Source organism: Serratia sp. S4 (assembly GCF_000347995.1).
GTDB lineage: Bacteria > Pseudomonadota > Gammaproteobacteria > Enterobacterales > Enterobacteriaceae > Serratia > Serratia quinivorans.
Genome location: NZ_KB661120.1, coordinates 3300112 through 3315108 on the forward strand (window position 1 = coordinate 3300112; position 14997 = coordinate 3315108).

At 50.3% G+C, this 14997-nt stretch carries 19 protein-coding genes; 10 read left to right on the forward strand and 9 right to left on the reverse strand.

The window, feature by feature from the left end; translation table 11 throughout:
• Positions 1 to 3 precede the first annotated feature (3 nt).
• From SERS4_RS0116150 to SERS4_RS0116180, 10 genes are all read left to right on the forward strand, one after another.
• Complete coding sequence (locus SERS4_RS0116150; RefSeq protein WP_017893265.1) at positions 4 to 333, forward strand: hypothetical protein; 330 nt, start codon at positions 4 to 6, stop codon at positions 331 to 333.
• A 300-nt stretch (positions 334 to 633) separates the two neighbouring features.
• Positions 634 to 915 carry an immunity protein Tsi6 family protein gene (locus SERS4_RS25810; RefSeq protein WP_017893266.1) on the forward strand — a complete coding sequence of 94 codons (282 nt, stop codon included), beginning with the start codon at positions 634 to 636 and terminating at the stop codon, positions 913 to 915.
• Between the two features lie 273 nt (positions 916 to 1188).
• Positions 1189 to 2838, forward strand: coding sequence for an RHS repeat-associated core domain-containing protein (locus tag SERS4_RS0116160; protein WP_017893267.1), 1650 nt, complete (start codon positions 1189 to 1191; stop codon positions 2836 to 2838).
• A 2-nt stretch (positions 2839 to 2840) separates the two neighbouring features.
• Complete coding sequence (locus SERS4_RS0116165; protein WP_017893268.1) at positions 2841 to 3326, forward strand: hypothetical protein; 486 nt, start codon at positions 2841 to 2843, stop codon at positions 3324 to 3326.
• A 260-nt stretch (positions 3327 to 3586) separates the two neighbouring features.
• Positions 3587 to 3841: a hypothetical protein gene (locus SERS4_RS27025; protein ID WP_156816656.1), complete on the forward strand. Its 255-nt coding sequence runs from the start codon at positions 3587 to 3589 to the stop codon at positions 3839 to 3841.
• The gene (locus SERS4_RS0116170; protein WP_017893269.1) at positions 3828 to 4190 is read left to right on the forward strand and encodes an SMI1/KNR4 family protein; all 363 of its coding nucleotides are present in this window, start codon (positions 3828 to 3830) and stop codon (positions 4188 to 4190) included. Before SERS4_RS27025 ends, SERS4_RS0116170 begins: the two co-directional genes overlap by 14 nt.
• A gap of 135 nt (positions 4191 to 4325) precedes the next feature.
• Positions 4326 to 4643, forward strand: coding sequence for a hypothetical protein (locus SERS4_RS27030; RefSeq protein ID WP_071593026.1), 318 nt, complete (start codon positions 4326 to 4328; stop codon positions 4641 to 4643).
• A 1-nt stretch (position 4644) separates the two neighbouring features.
• Positions 4645 to 5133, forward strand: a complete 489-nt coding sequence (locus tag SERS4_RS27035; RefSeq protein WP_071593027.1) for a hypothetical protein — start codon at positions 4645 to 4647, stop codon at positions 5131 to 5133.
• A 505-nt stretch (positions 5134 to 5638) separates the two neighbouring features.
• Positions 5639 to 6121: a type VI secretion system tube protein Hcp gene (locus SERS4_RS0116175; protein ID WP_012145741.1), complete on the forward strand. Its 483-nt coding sequence runs from the start codon at positions 5639 to 5641 to the stop codon at positions 6119 to 6121.
• 14 nt (positions 6122 to 6135) lie between these two features.
• Entirely contained in the window at positions 6136 to 7044 is a 909-nt protein-coding gene (locus SERS4_RS0116180) for a hypothetical protein (RefSeq protein WP_017893271.1), read from the forward strand.
• A gap of 93 nt (positions 7045 to 7137) precedes the next feature.
• Here the strand turns inward: SERS4_RS0116180 and sbmC are convergent, their stop codons facing one another.
• The 9 genes from sbmC to SERS4_RS0116225 all read right to left on the reverse strand — a co-directional run bounded on the left by sbmC (position 7138) and on the right by SERS4_RS0116225 (position 14949).
• Positions 7138 to 7608 carry a DNA gyrase inhibitor SbmC gene (gene sbmC, locus SERS4_RS0116185; RefSeq protein ID WP_012145743.1) on the reverse strand — a complete coding sequence of 157 codons (471 nt, stop codon included), beginning with the start codon at positions 7606 to 7608 and terminating at the stop codon, positions 7138 to 7140.
• Positions 7609 to 7640: 32 nt separating this feature from the next.
• Positions 7641 to 8483: a tryptophan 2,3-dioxygenase gene (kynA, locus tag SERS4_RS0116190; RefSeq protein ID WP_012145744.1), complete on the reverse strand. Its 843-nt coding sequence runs from the start codon at positions 8481 to 8483 to the stop codon at positions 7641 to 7643.
• Positions 8484 to 8680: 197 nt separating this feature from the next.
• Positions 8681 to 9196, reverse strand: coding sequence for a MaoC family dehydratase (locus tag SERS4_RS0116195; RefSeq protein WP_012145745.1), 516 nt, complete (start codon positions 9194 to 9196; stop codon positions 8681 to 8683).
• Entirely contained in the window at positions 9190 to 10146 is a 957-nt protein-coding gene (locus SERS4_RS0116200) for an ornithine cyclodeaminase family protein (RefSeq protein ID WP_017893272.1), read from the reverse strand. The genes SERS4_RS0116195 and SERS4_RS0116200 overlap by 7 nt, the downstream gene beginning before the upstream one ends.
• Positions 10143 to 11144, reverse strand: a complete 1002-nt coding sequence (dmpG, locus tag SERS4_RS0116205) for a 4-hydroxy-2-oxovalerate aldolase (protein ID WP_017893273.1) — start codon at positions 11142 to 11144, stop codon at positions 10143 to 10145. Before dmpG ends, SERS4_RS0116200 begins: the two co-directional genes overlap by 4 nt.
• A complete protein-coding gene (locus tag SERS4_RS0116210; RefSeq protein ID WP_012145748.1) occupies positions 11128 to 12015 on the reverse strand; it encodes an acetaldehyde dehydrogenase (acetylating) in 888 nt (295 codons plus the stop codon). Before SERS4_RS0116210 ends, dmpG begins: the two co-directional genes overlap by 17 nt.
• On the reverse strand, positions 12012 to 12875 hold the full coding sequence (locus tag SERS4_RS0116215; RefSeq protein WP_017893274.1) for a CoA ester lyase: 864 nt from the start codon (positions 12873 to 12875) through the stop codon (positions 12012 to 12014). Before SERS4_RS0116215 ends, SERS4_RS0116210 begins: the two co-directional genes overlap by 4 nt.
• The gene (locus SERS4_RS0116220; protein WP_017893275.1) at positions 12872 to 14095 is read right to left on the reverse strand and encodes an aminotransferase class I/II-fold pyridoxal phosphate-dependent enzyme; all 1224 of its coding nucleotides are present in this window, start codon (positions 14093 to 14095) and stop codon (positions 12872 to 12874) included. Before SERS4_RS0116220 ends, SERS4_RS0116215 begins: the two co-directional genes overlap by 4 nt.
• Positions 14095 to 14949 carry a cupin-like domain-containing protein gene (locus SERS4_RS0116225; RefSeq protein WP_017893276.1) on the reverse strand — a complete coding sequence of 285 codons (855 nt, stop codon included), beginning with the start codon at positions 14947 to 14949 and terminating at the stop codon, positions 14095 to 14097. Before SERS4_RS0116225 ends, SERS4_RS0116220 begins: the two co-directional genes overlap by 1 nt.
• Positions 14950 to 14997 lie beyond the last annotated feature (48 nt).

A 14997-nucleotide genomic window follows, 5' to 3' on the forward strand; every position in this document is an offset into this window, starting at 1 on the left:
AACGTGATTATTGATCTTGAAAGAAAATACAGCAACATCGAATACGACAGAGTTAACAACCCAAACAATATTAGCGTACTTAAACTATTACCAGATGGTTTTTCATGGTCATATAACGGAGTGAGGCACCAACGGAAAAACAATGATAAAGTCATTCCATTGCTTATAAAAGATGCTAATGCCATCGCTGTCGTCGAAGCTCCTTTTGATAATAACAAAAACGCAGCATTTATACTCAACCCAGACAATAGTATAATGTGGAATATTATTGATATCTATAGAAAAATAATGGCAGTTGACTTCTTCTCAGATGTTTATTATGTAAATAATTAGCTATTTTATTTTTTACATAGTAATGGGGAAGATTTTAGATTTTCTTTTGACATTAAAACCGGCCTATGTGGAAAATTAACCCCCAGTTACTAGAATCAGCCACTCCGCACTATAATCACCCGAAGCTATTGACATGTGTCATTTTAAAATTCTTAATCGGGGCATTTAAAAATCATGATAGAAAATGGGAAATGATTAATGACACGGCTATTGATTACATAAATAGGGCGTTGACTTTAGCGAGGGTTCGTCATGCTGAAATTTTAGCCATAAAAAACAATAAATAAAGGCTTAGAACCTATGTATAACTCTATAGTCCAACAGCTAATCTACTTGAAGAACGTTGTAACTGGACAAGAAAAGGACAAGATTAAGCTTAAAGAACTCACAATGGCTTTGTATGCGGCAAAAGAATTTGAAGCATCCGCCCCTGTGTTTGCCAATCGAATTTTTAGCGCATCTTTCATAGCACGCAAAATAAGAAATGGATTAAAAATAAAACTACCACATGAAATGGAATCTGATTACTACGAAAGGCAGAAAAAACCAAGAAATGAACACCCTAATGATTTTCAAGGCTAATATTAATCAGTGACTAACAACAAAAATAAACCATAATGCTGACTATTAATATCAAACACATCATAAGCTAATCAAGCTAGCACAACATGCCCAAAACACGGTTATTCGCTAAATAAAATCATCAGAGTGGAATAAACCAGGCTGAACGGTAACAGTACCCGCTATCGCTACAATCCGGTCGGCCAGTTACTGCACGCTGCCTTCTATCGCGGCGATGTATGGCGGGATTTTCAGCCGGAAGCGGAGAGCGAAGCTGGCTTCAGCTATGACCTGTTGGGTCGGGTGCTTAGTGAGCAAGGTAACCAGGGCACGCTGAACTACGATTACGACCCGATGGGCAACCGCACGCAAATTGCTCTGCCCGACGGCCGCACCCTGCGCTCGCTGTACTACGGCAGCGGCCATCTGCTGCAGGTGGCACTGGATGACGTTACCATTAGCGAATTCGAGCGTGACAACCTGCACCGTGAGTTAAGCCGCACCCAGGGCCGACTGACCAGCCGGCTGCACTACGATCGGCTCGGCCGCAAAGATCGCCGGGAGATTTTTCACGACAATCGCCAACGTCCGGCCCCTGCCAGCAGTTCGCGGCAGTGGTTCTACGACTATCAAAATAACCTGACGCGCGAGGAACAGAACGCCAACCCGTTCGCCTATCAGCGTTATCACTATGACGCCGCAGGCCGTCTGCTAAGTCAGGACGGCACCTTGCCAGACACCGAGCGCTACCGCTACGATCCGGCCTCCAACCTGTTGGATGAGGGGCAATTCCGCCAGCGGCATAACCGCGTTATGCACTATCAAGGCATCGATTACCGTTACGATACCTTTGGCCGCACGGTGGAAAAACGCAAGGGCCACTACCGCTGGCAGTACCGTTACGACGCCGAACATCGGCTCTGCGAAGTGGTACGTTACAGCCTGCACCGCAGCGAACCCTTGCAGCATGTGCAGTTCCGTTACGACCCACTCGGACGGCGCACGCAAAAACAGGTGTGGCTACAAAGCCAGGACCTGCGCCAACCGGGCGGAAAATGCCAGACCACCACCTTCCTGTGGGAAGGTTTCCGACTGCTGCAGGAAACCCGCGATGGCATGCCGCTCACCTATGTGTATGCCGATCAGGGAAGCTATGAGCCACTGGCACGCATTGACGGCGGGCCGCAGGCGCAGGTGTTTTACTTCCACACCGCACCCAACGGCGAGCCGGAAAGCCTGACAGACAGCGACGGTACCCTACGCTGGCAAGGCCACAGCAGCGCCTGGGGCAAAACAAAGTATGAGGAAAATCAGCAGCATCTGGATTACTCCCAAAACCTGCGTCTGCAGGGCCAATACCTGGATCGCGAAACCGGATTGCACTACAATCTGTTCCGTTATTACGACCCGGATATCGGCAGATTTACCCAGCACGACCCGATTGGGTTGGCGGGTGGGATAAACCTTTATCAGTATGCGCCGAACCCTTTGGGGTGGGTGGATCCTTGGGGGTGGAAACCGCGATGTGCCCCGACCAAAGACAACGATCATAATCAGGCCGCTTTTGGTCGACAGTGGCAAGGACGTGGTATCTATAAAGGACGGGATTCATGGTCAAACACAATGCTAAAAGAAGGTGATATTGTTTATGGTGGCGCTCCTGGCCAGTCAGGTTTCTACTTTGATAAGGCCACATTAAATGCCGCAGGTGGAAGTCGACAGAAACTTTGGGAGAGTTTGCAGGTGCTTCCACATCCAACATACGGCTATAGAAGTAAAATTCAGGCTTATCGTGTTAAGAGAGAGGTAATTGCCGGCACTGGAAAAGCGTTGTCTCAGGATGTATCTAAAGGATTCGGACGTGGAGGTGGAACCCAGTTCTTCCTATCTAATTATAGAACCGTATTAGAACCGATTGGTTCTCCATTTGAGCTGGGATTTTGATCATGAATATAACCGTCGACACTGACCATATTATTATTAATAATGAAATTATTTTATCTAAAACTCAAAAAAGGAAAGATATAATTACAAAAAATCAAAGGTGGGAGGACTGGTTGAGAAATGGTAACAACGAAGTTGTCTCATATAGAATTAAATTAAGCAGCAAAGGTAGTAATGATGGTAATGTTTACTTAATTACTACATTCACTAATCCTATCAATGATGAGTCGTTATTATGCTCATGGTTCCTCGCCCCTGAAAATTTAATTGAAGGAGTACAAAACAAACCGGAAGGAAAAGTAACAGCACGATTGAGAAAATGGTTTTTTGAAAAAACAAAAGAAAAACTACCTATAGGTAATGATTCGGAATACATTGACGCTTCTTATGATCCATGGAACAGTGTTGGCATGATAGTTTGTAATTACAGATCAGGTTTCAAAAATGATAAAGATTGGAAAGAATTCCGAAAAAACAATAAATTTTAGTCACCACCTGGCAAAGAAACAATCCTATTTATGATAATTAAAAATGAAGTAACTGCCGCTGGCGAAACCCAATCTGCAAGATACAAAATAAAGTTACTCGGGTTAATATATAAGTAGCATGCTGAACCAGCCCAGACTTGTTTGACACACCCTAAAGAAGCACCAGTCATAGGGAATGTTTCCGACTGCAGCAGGCAACCCGCTATGGGGAGATTGAAAAACCCGGAGCATATTACTTTAACCTTCCCAATGTAGAGTGGATGGGCGAATTATTTTTCATGGAAATAAGACCATCAATAGGTCATTTTTCTCCTTGTATTTTCTTAATCAGTAGAACTGGGGATTTTTTCAACTCACTTAGTTTATGGGAGAAAAGAGCAGACCTTAGTGGTTTGAAAAATGAAGAAGAAAGGATGATAAATTGGGTACGGAGCAATAAAGAAAATGAAGATGAGAGTTTGATATATAACTTATTATCTACTATCACAGAGGCTACTATCCATGAACAAAGATGACATACTAAAAGAAATAGAAAAAATAGAGAAAACCAGTGGGATAGCACTCCCAAGCATTTACAAAAAGTTTTTATCTGAAGAAGTGCAGGATTCTGACGCATACGAAATAGAAACTAAAAAAGGTGACCATGTATATATATACAACCATAAAGACATCATCGAAAGGAATAACACTTATACAATAAAAGAGTTTGAGCCAAACTATATCTTGATAGGACAGGATGGCGATATCGGATATTTTATTAGTTCAAAAGATAACAATGAAAAAATTTATAGCTTAGATCTTGGCGTTCTTGGCAGCCTAAATATGGACGAAGAGGGAAAAGATATTTATGAATTAATAACATAACAGCGTGGGTGGATCCTTGGGGGGTGGAAACCGCGATGTGCCCCGACCAAAGACAACGATCATAATCAGGCCGCTTTTGGTCGACAGTGGCAAGGACGTGGTATCTATAAAGGACGGGATTCATGGTCAAACACAATGCTAAAAGAAGGTGATATTGTTTATGGTGGCGCTCCTGGTCAGTCAGGTTTCTACTTTGATAAGGCCACATTAAATGCCGCAGGTGGAAGTCGACAGAAACTTTGGGAGAGTTTGCAGGTGCTTCCACATGAGAAATTTGGCTTTAGATCAAAAATACAAGCATATAGAGTTAAAAGAGAAGTTGTAGCTGGAACAGGTAAAGCACTATCACAGGATCAATCGAGATTCGGTAAGGGGGGAGGAACTCAATATTTTCTCTCGAATTATAAAATCGTGCTTGAACCGATTGGAAAACCTTTTGAACTTGGATTTTAAGATGCAAATAAATACCCACAGCGGCGAATTAGAACTAAATAAAATAATTCTAAGTCCAACCACAACTAAAGAAGAGTTAATGATAAACTCTGTATCTTGGGAAGGGTGGCCAGAGAAATCAGATGGCAGTACAGCTTCATACAGAACCATAATAAATTCAAATAATAAAAAACTTGGTGAAATATATTTAATAATTGATTTTTCCGAACCATTTTCAAACATTGCTTTACTTTGTAGTTGGCGTTTTGCTCCGGAGAAATTAATGATGGGAGAACAAAGTAAACCTGAGGGTAAAATTACCAAAAGTCTTCGAGCATGGTTTAAAAGTGAAACCTCAATACAGTTGCCCGTTAGTGGGCCTTGGGGACACATTGACGCTGCCTATGACCCTCATAATTTAACCGGAACCATAGTATGTAACTATCGAAGCAGCTTTCGTGATGAAGGAGAATGGCAACGTTATTGCAGAAGAAATAAAATAACTTACTGAATTAACAGGAACTCTCTTTACGATTCGGTTTTAACCCTAATTTACATTTTGGTTTTAGATCTAAGTCGTATGCTGTACCGTAAAGATCCCCTGTCGCCTATACAGATCCGATATAATCCTTTCAGGCTAGTGAGATTAACCTGCATCAATATATTCCGGTTCAGCCCGCGTTGATAAATATAGAGAAAGGCACATTATAACAATAAACAATCACCCTATCTCATCAATAACTGTTTTATAAAGACCGCTCGTAAACTCACCCCTAAATCTAAAAACCTGTGGTAGTGCGACTTCTCTGCGCTGCACAACCAAACTCACCCTAAAAACCAAAGGAGAGATACCCACCTATAGCCGTTGCAATCACCATTAACATTGAGTTCAAGTTTAATTCCGGGCGTATTAGCAAATACTGTAACTGCCCAGAAGTATCACCTCACTTATTGGCATTGATGGATATAAATCCGCTTCGCCAATGCAAATTAATCAATTTCATATAGGTATCAAAATGGCAATTGACTCATTTCTGAAGGTTGACGGGGTTACTGGCGAATCTAATGATTCTAATCACAAAAATTGGACTGATATTCTGTCATTCAACTGGGGGGCGACCCAGTCTGGCAATATGGCCGTAGGCGGTGGCGGCGGGACGGGGAAAGTAAACTTCAAGGATTTGGAGGTGCAGGCACTTATTGATAAATCTACACCGGCCATTCTGAAGTTTTGCTCCAGTGGTAAACATGTAACCAAAGTTGAACTTTCTATCTGCAAGGCCGGGGGTACCCAGGTCGAATATACCAGGATCGTGCTGGAAGATGTCCTGGTCAGTATGGCGGACTTTACCGGTGTAGGGCACACCGACAATATCCTGGTTAAATATCGTTTTCAGGCTTCCAAGGTCAATCTGCATTACTGGGAGCAAAGCGCCAGCGGCACCAAGGGTGCAGAAACCAAAGCCGGTTGGGATATTAAACAGAATAAAGAGATTTAATCGAGGGCAGCACTATGGCAGACCCAACGCTGGCGATAGACAATCTGCTCAACGATCTCTCGGTATACAATGCTGACGAGCTGCGGATAATTATCGCCTTTGTTAATGAGCTGGATAATACAGCGCTCAACCAGTATGAGAATGACTCCGAACGGGCAATCATGTCCAGTTTCGAACGATTGCGCCAGAGCAGTGATGCCCAGCGCAATGGTGAAGATAACACCAACGAGATGGAAATGGGGCTATTAAATAATGGCAACAATACCACTCTGCAAGAGAACTCTGGTTTCTTCCAAAAATATAAAACCTCGCTGCGGGGTTATGGAGGCAACGTCTATGACGACAGGCAAAAGAGTAACTATGATTATGCCGCCAAGGCAGTAGGTGCCGTGGGCGCATTATCGGGCGCGGGAGCTACCTATGCGGCGATCGCCGCCGCTCAGGCAGCAGACACACTGATGACCAACATCTATGTCCGGTATGCCATGACGACGATCGGCGCGACCGGTATCGTCAGTGCCGGCCTGTTGATGCTCAGAAATACCTTGTCCGAGCGTCAGCAGACGGACAATAAAGACTTGCTGGAAGCAACCAAAAGAACGGCCAAGGCAAGGATCAAGCTGATTGAGTTCGTTAACGAAACGCGGATAAAAATCATCAAGGATGAAGACAAATGCCGCAGCAATGCCGAGCTCTATATGGGCAGACGTTATACGGACCAGGCCAGGGGCAGAGCGGATCCAAATCTGGATCGCATTGAAACTCTGTTATTTACCACCCTGAACGAACGATCCGCGCCGTTACAAGCCAAAATCCTGTTAACCAATGAGCAGCAGTATGTCTCGGTCATCAGTGATAGCGGCACGACGGATATCTCAAGGGCGCATATGAAGTTAATGTATGAAATCGCCAGTACCTTCTAGCCGATAATAAGAGAGCTGAGCCCGGTATTCGCCGGGTTCAGCCCCTTTTCTCTCCCTGACGCCTCAGCATTTTCCCTTCCCTGCACCGCAAACTCAGCCTTTTTTCACCGTCTGGTAAATATCCAGGTCAAAGTAACCATCCGCCTCGCAGTCATTAAGGTAGTGCTCATAGCTCACCCCTTCTACTGGCTGATAGCCGCTGGCCGGCAGTTCCCGCTGATAGAAATCACCCCATACCCGTTCGAAATCCCCGTCGCTGACGCGCACGTTGTAAATCGCATATTGCCCGGCGGGCAGGGTTTGTAACGCAAAACCCTCACTGCCCGACGTCGGCAATACGAAATCATCCGCCACGGTAAACACCACATCGGCCCGCAGTCGCTCGGGCGCCACTTCAGCCGGATCGTCCCAGTACAGCACCAGCCACTTCCCCAGTGGCACCTGGTGTTGCTGCTGCCAGGCCATCAGCCGTTGGCAGCCCTGAGGGATGGTTTGCGGATAAGGCCCGACCACTCGCACACCCACCACTCTTTCCGCTGATTTATCTTCAATTCTTACCGTCATCGCCCTCTCCTCGCGCTAATACGGGATACCGTTCAGGCACCAATCTCGGTTCGCACATCCAGCAGTTCCGGGAAGAAGGTCAATTCCAGCGCCTTTTTCAGGAAGCTGACACCGCTGGAACCGCCGGTGCCGGTTTTAAAGCCGATAATCCGCTCCACCGTTTTCATATGGCGGAAACGCCACAGGTGGAAGCTCTCCTCAATATCCACCAGCTTCTCGGCCATTTCATAGGCTTCCCAATACTTTTGCGGGTGGTCGTAGATCTCTTTAAATGCCGGCAGCAGGTCCGGGTTGCGCTGGTAAGGCTGGGTCCAGTCACGTTCGATGCACTCCTGCGGAATAGGCAGGCCGTGACGTGACAGATAGAGCAGGTATTCATCGTACAGGCTGGGTGCCTCGAGGATCGCCTTCAGCGCGGCGTGTTTATCCGCATCGTTGCTGAATACCGCCAGCATGGCGGCATTCTTGTTGCCCAACAAAAATTCAATCGAGCGATACTGATGGGATTGGAAGCCCGATGAGTTGCCCAGCACGTCACGGAATTCAACGTATTCCGACGGTGTCAGGGTTTCCAGCACCGCCCATTGCTCAAACAGCAAACGCTGGATCTGTTTGACCCGGGCCAGGATTTTAAAGCAGTGGCTGAGTTTGTCCTGTTGCACCAGTATCCGCGCCGCCTGCAGCTCATGCAGCATTAACTTCATCCACAGTTCAGAGGTCTGGTGCTGCACCACAAACAGCATCTCATCATGATGCTGTGGGTTGGACAACGGATGTTGGCAGTCCAGCAGTTGGTCCAGGCACAGATAGTCGCCGTAGCTCATGCGTTTGGAAAAATCGGTGACAATCGCGCTTTCTAATTCCCGTTTGTTCATCTGTTCTCTCCGCTGCGCTCACGACCGGAAGCGGCGTGTAGCGTGCTGCAAACAGAAAACATAGTACACAACCCTCAGCCCTGAAGGACTATCAACCAGAGTTGCCACGCAGATCTCAGGCTGGGTAACAGTGCTTTCATTTCATGATTTTTTCTGCTCATCCCCGCTGCGGTGATCAACGAGGATGAGCCAGGCATTTAATCCTGCGCGGACGAAGATTGGGCGGCAATATAATCCCGTCGCAGAACCATAAACGACCGCTCAAAAGTAATCACCGTCTCGCCGGTGGATTTGATGCCCAGGGTTTCAACCGTGACAATGCCTTTGTTCGGCTGGGATTTTGAAGGCCGTTTTGCCAGGATTTTGCTGGTGGCATACAGCGTATCGCCGACAAAAAGCGGATCTTTCAAACGCACTTTTTCCCACCCCAGATTAGCCACGGCTCTGGCGGACAAGGCTTGCACGGTCATGCCGCTGACCAACGCCAGGGTAATGCTGCTGTTCACCAATACCCGGCCGTATTCAACCTGAGCGCCATAGGCTTGATCGAAATGCAACGGGTGCTGGTTCATGGTCAGTAAGGTTAGCCAGGTGTTGTCGGCTTCGGAAAGCGTGCGCCCCGGCCAATGTTTGATGGTCATGCCGGGTTCGAAGTCCTCGTAGTCGCCACCGTGTTCTTCAACGTACTCATTTTCGCCAACTCGTCTTAGCATGGTTTTTTCTCTGTGGATGGGTAGAGTGCGATCGCGGCGGCCGTGTCTTCAATCGCCAGCCCCACACTGCGAAACAAGGTTGTCTGCCCTTCATCCGCAGCAGACTCGCCAAGAATGACGGCACCAAGTTCATTAAGATCTTCAGGCTGGAGGTAACCCTGCGTGAGGGCGGTTCGCACCTCTCCTGCGTCCTCCCTGGCGGCAGCGGCGGTTTCCACCACCACAAACGCCGTTTTCAGCAAGGCAGGATCAACCTCAATAGCCTCTTCATGGGTGCCGCCGATAATATTCAAATGCGCCCCCGGCGTTACCCAATCGGCCTCAATCAAGGGTTGGGAAGATGAGGTTGAGGTGGTGGTGCAGATGATATCCGCCCCACGCACGGCTTCGAACACGCTATGGCAAATAGCAATCTCTGCCGCCGTAACGGTTCGCGCCCACTGCACGAACAGATCGGTTCTGGCCGGCGTGCGGGAAAAGATTCGCACCTTGCGGATCGGGCGAACGGCAAGCATTGCCAGCAGCACTGCCCGGGCCTGTACCCCGGCCCCCAGAATGGCCAGGTTGCCGGCATCGGCATTAGCACACAGGTCGGTCGCCAAACCGGCCACTGCGCCGGTGCGTACTGCCGTTAAGCTTGCGCCGTCAAGTAATGCCAGCATCTGGCCGGTATTGATGTCGGTCAGCACCACCACACCGTGGATCAGCGGCAGCCCGTGGGCGGAGTTACCCGGCGTGAGCGTGGTGATTTTGACGCTGGCGACGCCGCGTTTCAGCCAACTGGCCGGGCTGACCAGCATCTCTGAACGGCCATGGTCCAGTAAGGTGCGCGGCGGTGATTGTTCTTTACCGCTGCGTAAATCCTGGAACACGTCACTCAGGGCGATCATCACCTGTCGCAGACGATCACCCCCCGCCATTTCAGCGGCGTCGATGATTAACATGGTCATGAGGCCGCCCTCTTCAGTTCGGCGACAACCTCAACGATCAGGTCTTCCTGCCCGGCAATAATTTGTCGTCGTCCCAGTTCGAAGAAGACATCGCGCGCATCCACCCCGGCGCTGCCTGCATGGTTTAGCACCGGGCTTTTGAAGCCGGAGAAGACACCGGCCAGACCGCTGACGATGCCCAGAGAGTCAATCATCGGCGGAACCACCATTAACTCCCTGGCGGCGAGATCTGCGGCATCCAGAAAATGATAGAGATCGATGCCGGTGTTGAAACCCAGGCGCTCCAATACCGGGATCAGCACTTCCAGTTGGGTATTGCCTGCCCCGGCACCAAACCCACGAGCGCAGCCGTCAATAATGCCGGCGCCCGCCTGAACGGCGGCCAGCGAATTCGCCACCGCCATGCCCAGGTTGTTATGCGCGTGGAAAATCAGCGGCACCTCTACCTGCATGCGCATGGCCGTAATACGTGCGGTGACATCCTGCGGCAAAAGACTGCCGGCCGAATCCATAATGCCGACCGCCTGGGCGCCGTAACCCACCAGTAACGCCGCCTGGTCAGCCAACTCGGCCGGGGTGGCCATATGGCTCATCATCAGCACCGCATGAGCCTCCGCGCCCTGTTCCCGCAGCCAACCCAGGTGGCGTTCGGCCAGCGTCGCCTCGGTACAATGGGTACCAATGCGCACCACATCCGTGCCGTAAGCCAGAGCTTTGGTCAAGTCGGCGATGGTGCCCCAACCGGGCAACATAAACACCCCCATCTTGCTGTTTTGCAAAGACTCGCGCACGGTGGTCAGCATCTCTTCGTCACTCAATGCCGCACGCCCCACCTGATAGGAGGAAGCCCCCAGCCCGTTACCGTGGCCGACTTCAACCATCGCCACGCCGGTTTTGTCTGCCGCCGTGGCGTAGCTTCGCAACTGCGCCGCAGTGAGTTGGTGTTTTACCGCATGCTGACCATCGCGCAGGGTTGAATCGTTAATGAGAATAGTCATTGGCCACCTCCGCTTTATTTCGATAGTGCGCATACTGTTCGGCGACCAGAATGGCAGCGGAATTAATCAGGTCCAGGTTGCCCGCGTATTCTGGCATCACCTTGCTGCTGGCCGTCACCTCCAGCGAGATTGACGCTCGCCCTTCGGTCACCTTGAGCGCCGTTAACCGATAACCCGCCGAAAACTCCCGCACCGCCGCCGCCGCCGCTGTGACCACCGGGGTTATCTGTTCTGCCGTCACGCCGGGAATATCGGCAAATATAGTGACCCGGAACATGGCCGGCGGAGTGGCCGGGCTGATATTGAGGATCGCCTTGGTATTTGCCACCCCGGTGAAAGCGCTGAGCGCAATCTGCGTGGTTTCTACGTATTCATCAATGTTGACTCTGGTCGCTCGCCCCAAAATATTGCTGGCTACGGTCGCCACCACCTCGATGTCGTTAATTTGGAAATGTCGGCTCAGGGCATGCAGGATCGGGATCGACGCCTGCCCACCACAACTGATCAAACTGACATTGCGATCGGTCAGGGCTTCGGTACCGGTCACCGTGGGGACGATCATTTTCCCCAGGTGGCTGGGAGTCAGGTCGATCAGCAACGTACCCAGCGGACGTAGCAACTCCCAGTGTTTGACATGTGACATGGCGTTGGTGGCGTCGAACACCACATCGAATGGCTTGGGGGCAGCCAGAATGGCATCGATACCGCCGGCACTGATCGGGCAACCTAGCTCAGTGGCAATCGCCAAACCGGCCGAGTCCTTGTTACGCCCTGCCACCAGCCCACAATGCAGCCAGGATGAACGATATATTTTATTGACCAGATCCATCCCTATGGCGCCGGTCCCTATCACGGCAACGGAGAGCGTCATGAGTTGCTCCTGTTAAAACGAGCAGCCCAGGCCTGGCCTAATCCCAGGGTGGTATGGGCCATGCGGGCGAAGGGTGGCCCCACCATATGACCATCGAGCAAGGCAATGCCCCCTTGCGCAGCCTTGACCGCCTCGGTGATGCGGCGCGCCGCCAATAACGCGCCTTCGTTAGGCCGTAACGCTGAATTGATCGGCTCAAGCTCACTGGGGTGCACGGTAGCTTTACCGTGGAAGCCCAGATCCCTGATGTTCTGGATTTCGTGAGCCAGCACCTCGGGTTCAGAAAGACGATAGTTGGCGGTATCAATGCAACCAATGCCGTGTCTGGCACTGGCCAGAACCATCGCCTGACGTGCCGCCAGCATTCCCGACCAGGTGATGGGTACGCCCAGCGTGGCCGCCAGATCCGCAGAGCCAAAAATCAGGCCATCGGCTACGGCCGCGACGTCATCGAGATCGGTAATGGCTTCAACGGTCTCTATCGTCAGGTAAATCTCCGGGTACTTGCCCGCAGAGGCAAAAGTCTCACGCAGAAAAACCACCTCGGCAGGTGACCTGACCATCGACATGACGATAAACCCCGGCGCGGTGCCGCCACCACAGAGCATCACCAGATCATGCAGCGCATCCACCGTACCCAGCGCGTTGATGCGCACGGCAATATTCGCCGACGGAGGGGCATTATCAAGAGCGGTGCGGCAGATAATCCGCCCTTCTGCCTTCGACGGGCCGGGAACCGAATCTTCCAGATCGATCAGGTGGACATCGGCATCATAAGTCAGCGCCTTGACTACCCGGTTGAGCGACAAGGCGGGCGTATACAGAATGCTGCGCGGAATGGCGCGTGTGTTATCCGTCATTGGGGAGCCCTTACTTCAGCCAGTATTTTGCACAAACGGCGAATTTGATCTTCTGTTTGCCCGGCACGCATCATGACCCGCAGACCGGCAGTGCCTTTGGCGACGATCGGGAAGAATACCGGTGAGACATAGAAACCGGCTTCAATCACCTGACGCCCTTCGCTGATCACCGTTTCATCGCTCATCGGCACCAGTCGGATCGGGTAAGTATTGCCGCTCTGCTCGGTTGGGATCAGGGAATCGAACAGCGCAATGTTGTCGTACAATTTCTTTTGCAGCATCGGCAGTTCTGCCGTGCGGTGAATTTCGGCAGAGGCCAGGCTGGCACCGATGGCCGCCGTGTTCAGATTTTGCGAATAGTTGAGTCCGCCGCCAAAGCGCTCGACCAGGCGCAACATCGGCTGTGAATAGCCGTTGAGCAGTATCGCCGCCCCGCTGGTGCCGAAAGCCTTGTTGAGCGTGACCACCATAACGGTGTTCTCATTGAGCGCCGGGCTGTGTGAGCGAACGTAACCGATCCCACGTTCGCCATAGGCGGAAATAGAATGTGAATCATCGTAGAACACCATCAGGCCGTATTTGTCCTGCAGTTCGGCCAACTCTTTAACCGGCGCATAGCCGCCCAGGCTATCGCTGCCGTCAACCACGTAGCAGACCCGTTGGTATTTCTTGCAGCAGTCCTTGATGAACTCCAGATCGTGGTAATTGCAGGTGACGACCTCGGTTTCATCAGCACAGGCGGGTTTTGCCGCCGCCAAAGAAACATGAGCATGCTTATCGAAAATCATTAACGGCCGAACACCGTTACCCAAATGTCCGGAGGCGATCAGCGGTAGCAGCCCCCCACTGATGCTGCTGGCCGACACGCCACTGAGAACATCGGCCTGGAACAGTTCACCGAGCGATTCCTCCAGCTCTTTGAGCACCGGAAGCTGGACCCGGCTACGGGCGATGCAGTGATCCAGCACGCCGTAACGACGTACCGCGTCGATAGCCCCTTCTATCACCCTGGGATGGGAGTCCAGATTCAGGTAAGAACAGCAGCTAAAATTGACAAATTGATGACCACTCGGGGTGGACAGGAGATCGTTTTCGAGTCCGGCGACGATCCCTGCGAGTCCGTTCTGCTCTGACATATCCCAGAAGGGATTACCAATACCGATAGCTTTGTCGTTGTTGCGATATTGGTTGGTTGGCATGATCTTCTTGCGGCTGGTCATCAAATTCCTTCCTTCTTGGCAGGTTCGGGTTGATAGTTATATATGCCTTTGAACTTACGGTAGGCAGCCGTGTAGAGCGCGGAATACAAAACATAAGGCCTGCGCAGGATTTTCAGATCCCACAGCCAAAAGTTAACGTTGATATTCAGGTCGTCTAACGATTCGGCCTGATGCCACCAGCCCAGCGGCAAATACAGCATTTCACCGGGCTCCAGAATAAAATCGCGGCGCTGCGGAGATTTCGCTGCCAGCCGTGGGAAACGCTGTGGGTCAATATTGTTAAAATCGAAGGCCTGCGATTTGTCGCCAAATCCCTTTAGGATAGAACGCGGGTAATAATCGCGGCGGCCGGGTGGGTAAAGAATGAATCGCTTTCTTCCCTGCAGGGCGATATTAAAGTTCTCGAGTTCGTCGAAGTGACTTTGGGTAAATACACCGTGGTAACTTATCCATAAATTGGCCGCATTCAGACCACGACGGGAAGCCAGTAGCGAAAACGCATCAAAGCCGAGAAGAGTATTGATATCTTCTGGTCGGTGCATAATATTGGAAACCACGCGGTACCAGGTGTTGTTGTCTCGCTGGTATTGTTCATTTTCCAAAAAACCACGGAGTTGAATTTTCGTGGTCTGCCATCGCTCGGTATTTTCCTTATTACTCGCCTCCCGGAATAATGTGACATTGTCATCACCTAACCGTTGAGCAATAAGGTCATTAGCACTATTGCTGGTATCAAGCGGTAAATCAGTAATAATCACAGGAACGTCGGCTCGGAAAATAGCCTCCACTCCCATAGCGACAAATTCATTAAAGCTGATACGTGGAACGGGCATACCCGTGGTTAACTGGTTCACGATGGCCGTTTTCCTGTCTCGGTAATAAGAGTGAGAGAATCCCTTGGC

Bases quoted from the DNA above. Each gene is read 5' to 3' on its own strand.
- SERS4_RS25810 (WP_017893266.1), top strand. From the start codon at position 634: ATGTATAACTCTATAGTCCAACAGCTAATCTACTTGAAGAACGTTGTA.
- SERS4_RS0116165 (WP_017893268.1), top strand. From the start codon at position 2,841: ATGAATATAACCGTCGACACTGACCATATTATTATTAATAATGAAATT.
- SERS4_RS27025 (WP_156816656.1), top strand. From the start codon at position 3,587: ATGGGCGAATTATTTTTCATGGAAATAAGACCATCAATAGGTCATTTT.
- SERS4_RS0116170 (WP_017893269.1), top strand. From the start codon at position 3,828: ATGAACAAAGATGACATACTAAAAGAAATAGAAAAAATAGAGAAAACC.
- SERS4_RS27030 (WP_071593026.1), top strand. From the start codon at position 4,326: ATGCTAAAAGAAGGTGATATTGTTTATGGTGGCGCTCCTGGTCAGTCA.
- SERS4_RS27035 (WP_071593027.1), top strand. From the start codon at position 4,645: ATGCAAATAAATACCCACAGCGGCGAATTAGAACTAAATAAAATAATT.
- SERS4_RS0116175 (WP_012145741.1), top strand. From the start codon at position 5,639: ATGGCAATTGACTCATTTCTGAAGGTTGACGGGGTTACTGGCGAATCT.
- SERS4_RS0116180 (WP_017893271.1), top strand. From the start codon at position 6,136: ATGGCAGACCCAACGCTGGCGATAGACAATCTGCTCAACGATCTCTCG.
- sbmC (WP_012145743.1), bottom strand. From the start codon at position 7,608: ATGACGGTAAGAATTGAAGATAAATCAGCGGAAAGAGTGGTGGGTGTG.
- kynA (WP_012145744.1), bottom strand. From the start codon at position 8,483: ATGAACAAACGGGAATTAGAAAGCGCGATTGTCACCGATTTTTCCAAA.
- SERS4_RS0116195 (WP_012145745.1), bottom strand. From the start codon at position 9,196: ATGCTAAGACGAGTTGGCGAAAATGAGTACGTTGAAGAACACGGTGGC.
- SERS4_RS0116200 (WP_017893272.1), bottom strand. From the start codon at position 10,146: ATGACCATGTTAATCATCGACGCCGCTGAAATGGCGGGGGGTGATCGT.
- dmpG (WP_017893273.1), bottom strand. From the start codon at position 11,144: ATGACTATTCTCATTAACGATTCAACCCTGCGCGATGGTCAGCATGCG.
- SERS4_RS0116210 (WP_012145748.1), bottom strand. From the start codon at position 12,015: ATGACGCTCTCCGTTGCCGTGATAGGGACCGGCGCCATAGGGATGGAT.
- SERS4_RS0116215 (WP_017893274.1), bottom strand. From the start codon at position 12,875: ATGACGGATAACACACGCGCCATTCCGCGCAGCATTCTGTATACGCCC.
- SERS4_RS0116220 (WP_017893275.1), bottom strand. From the start codon at position 14,095: ATGACCAGCCGCAAGAAGATCATGCCAACCAACCAATATCGCAACAAC.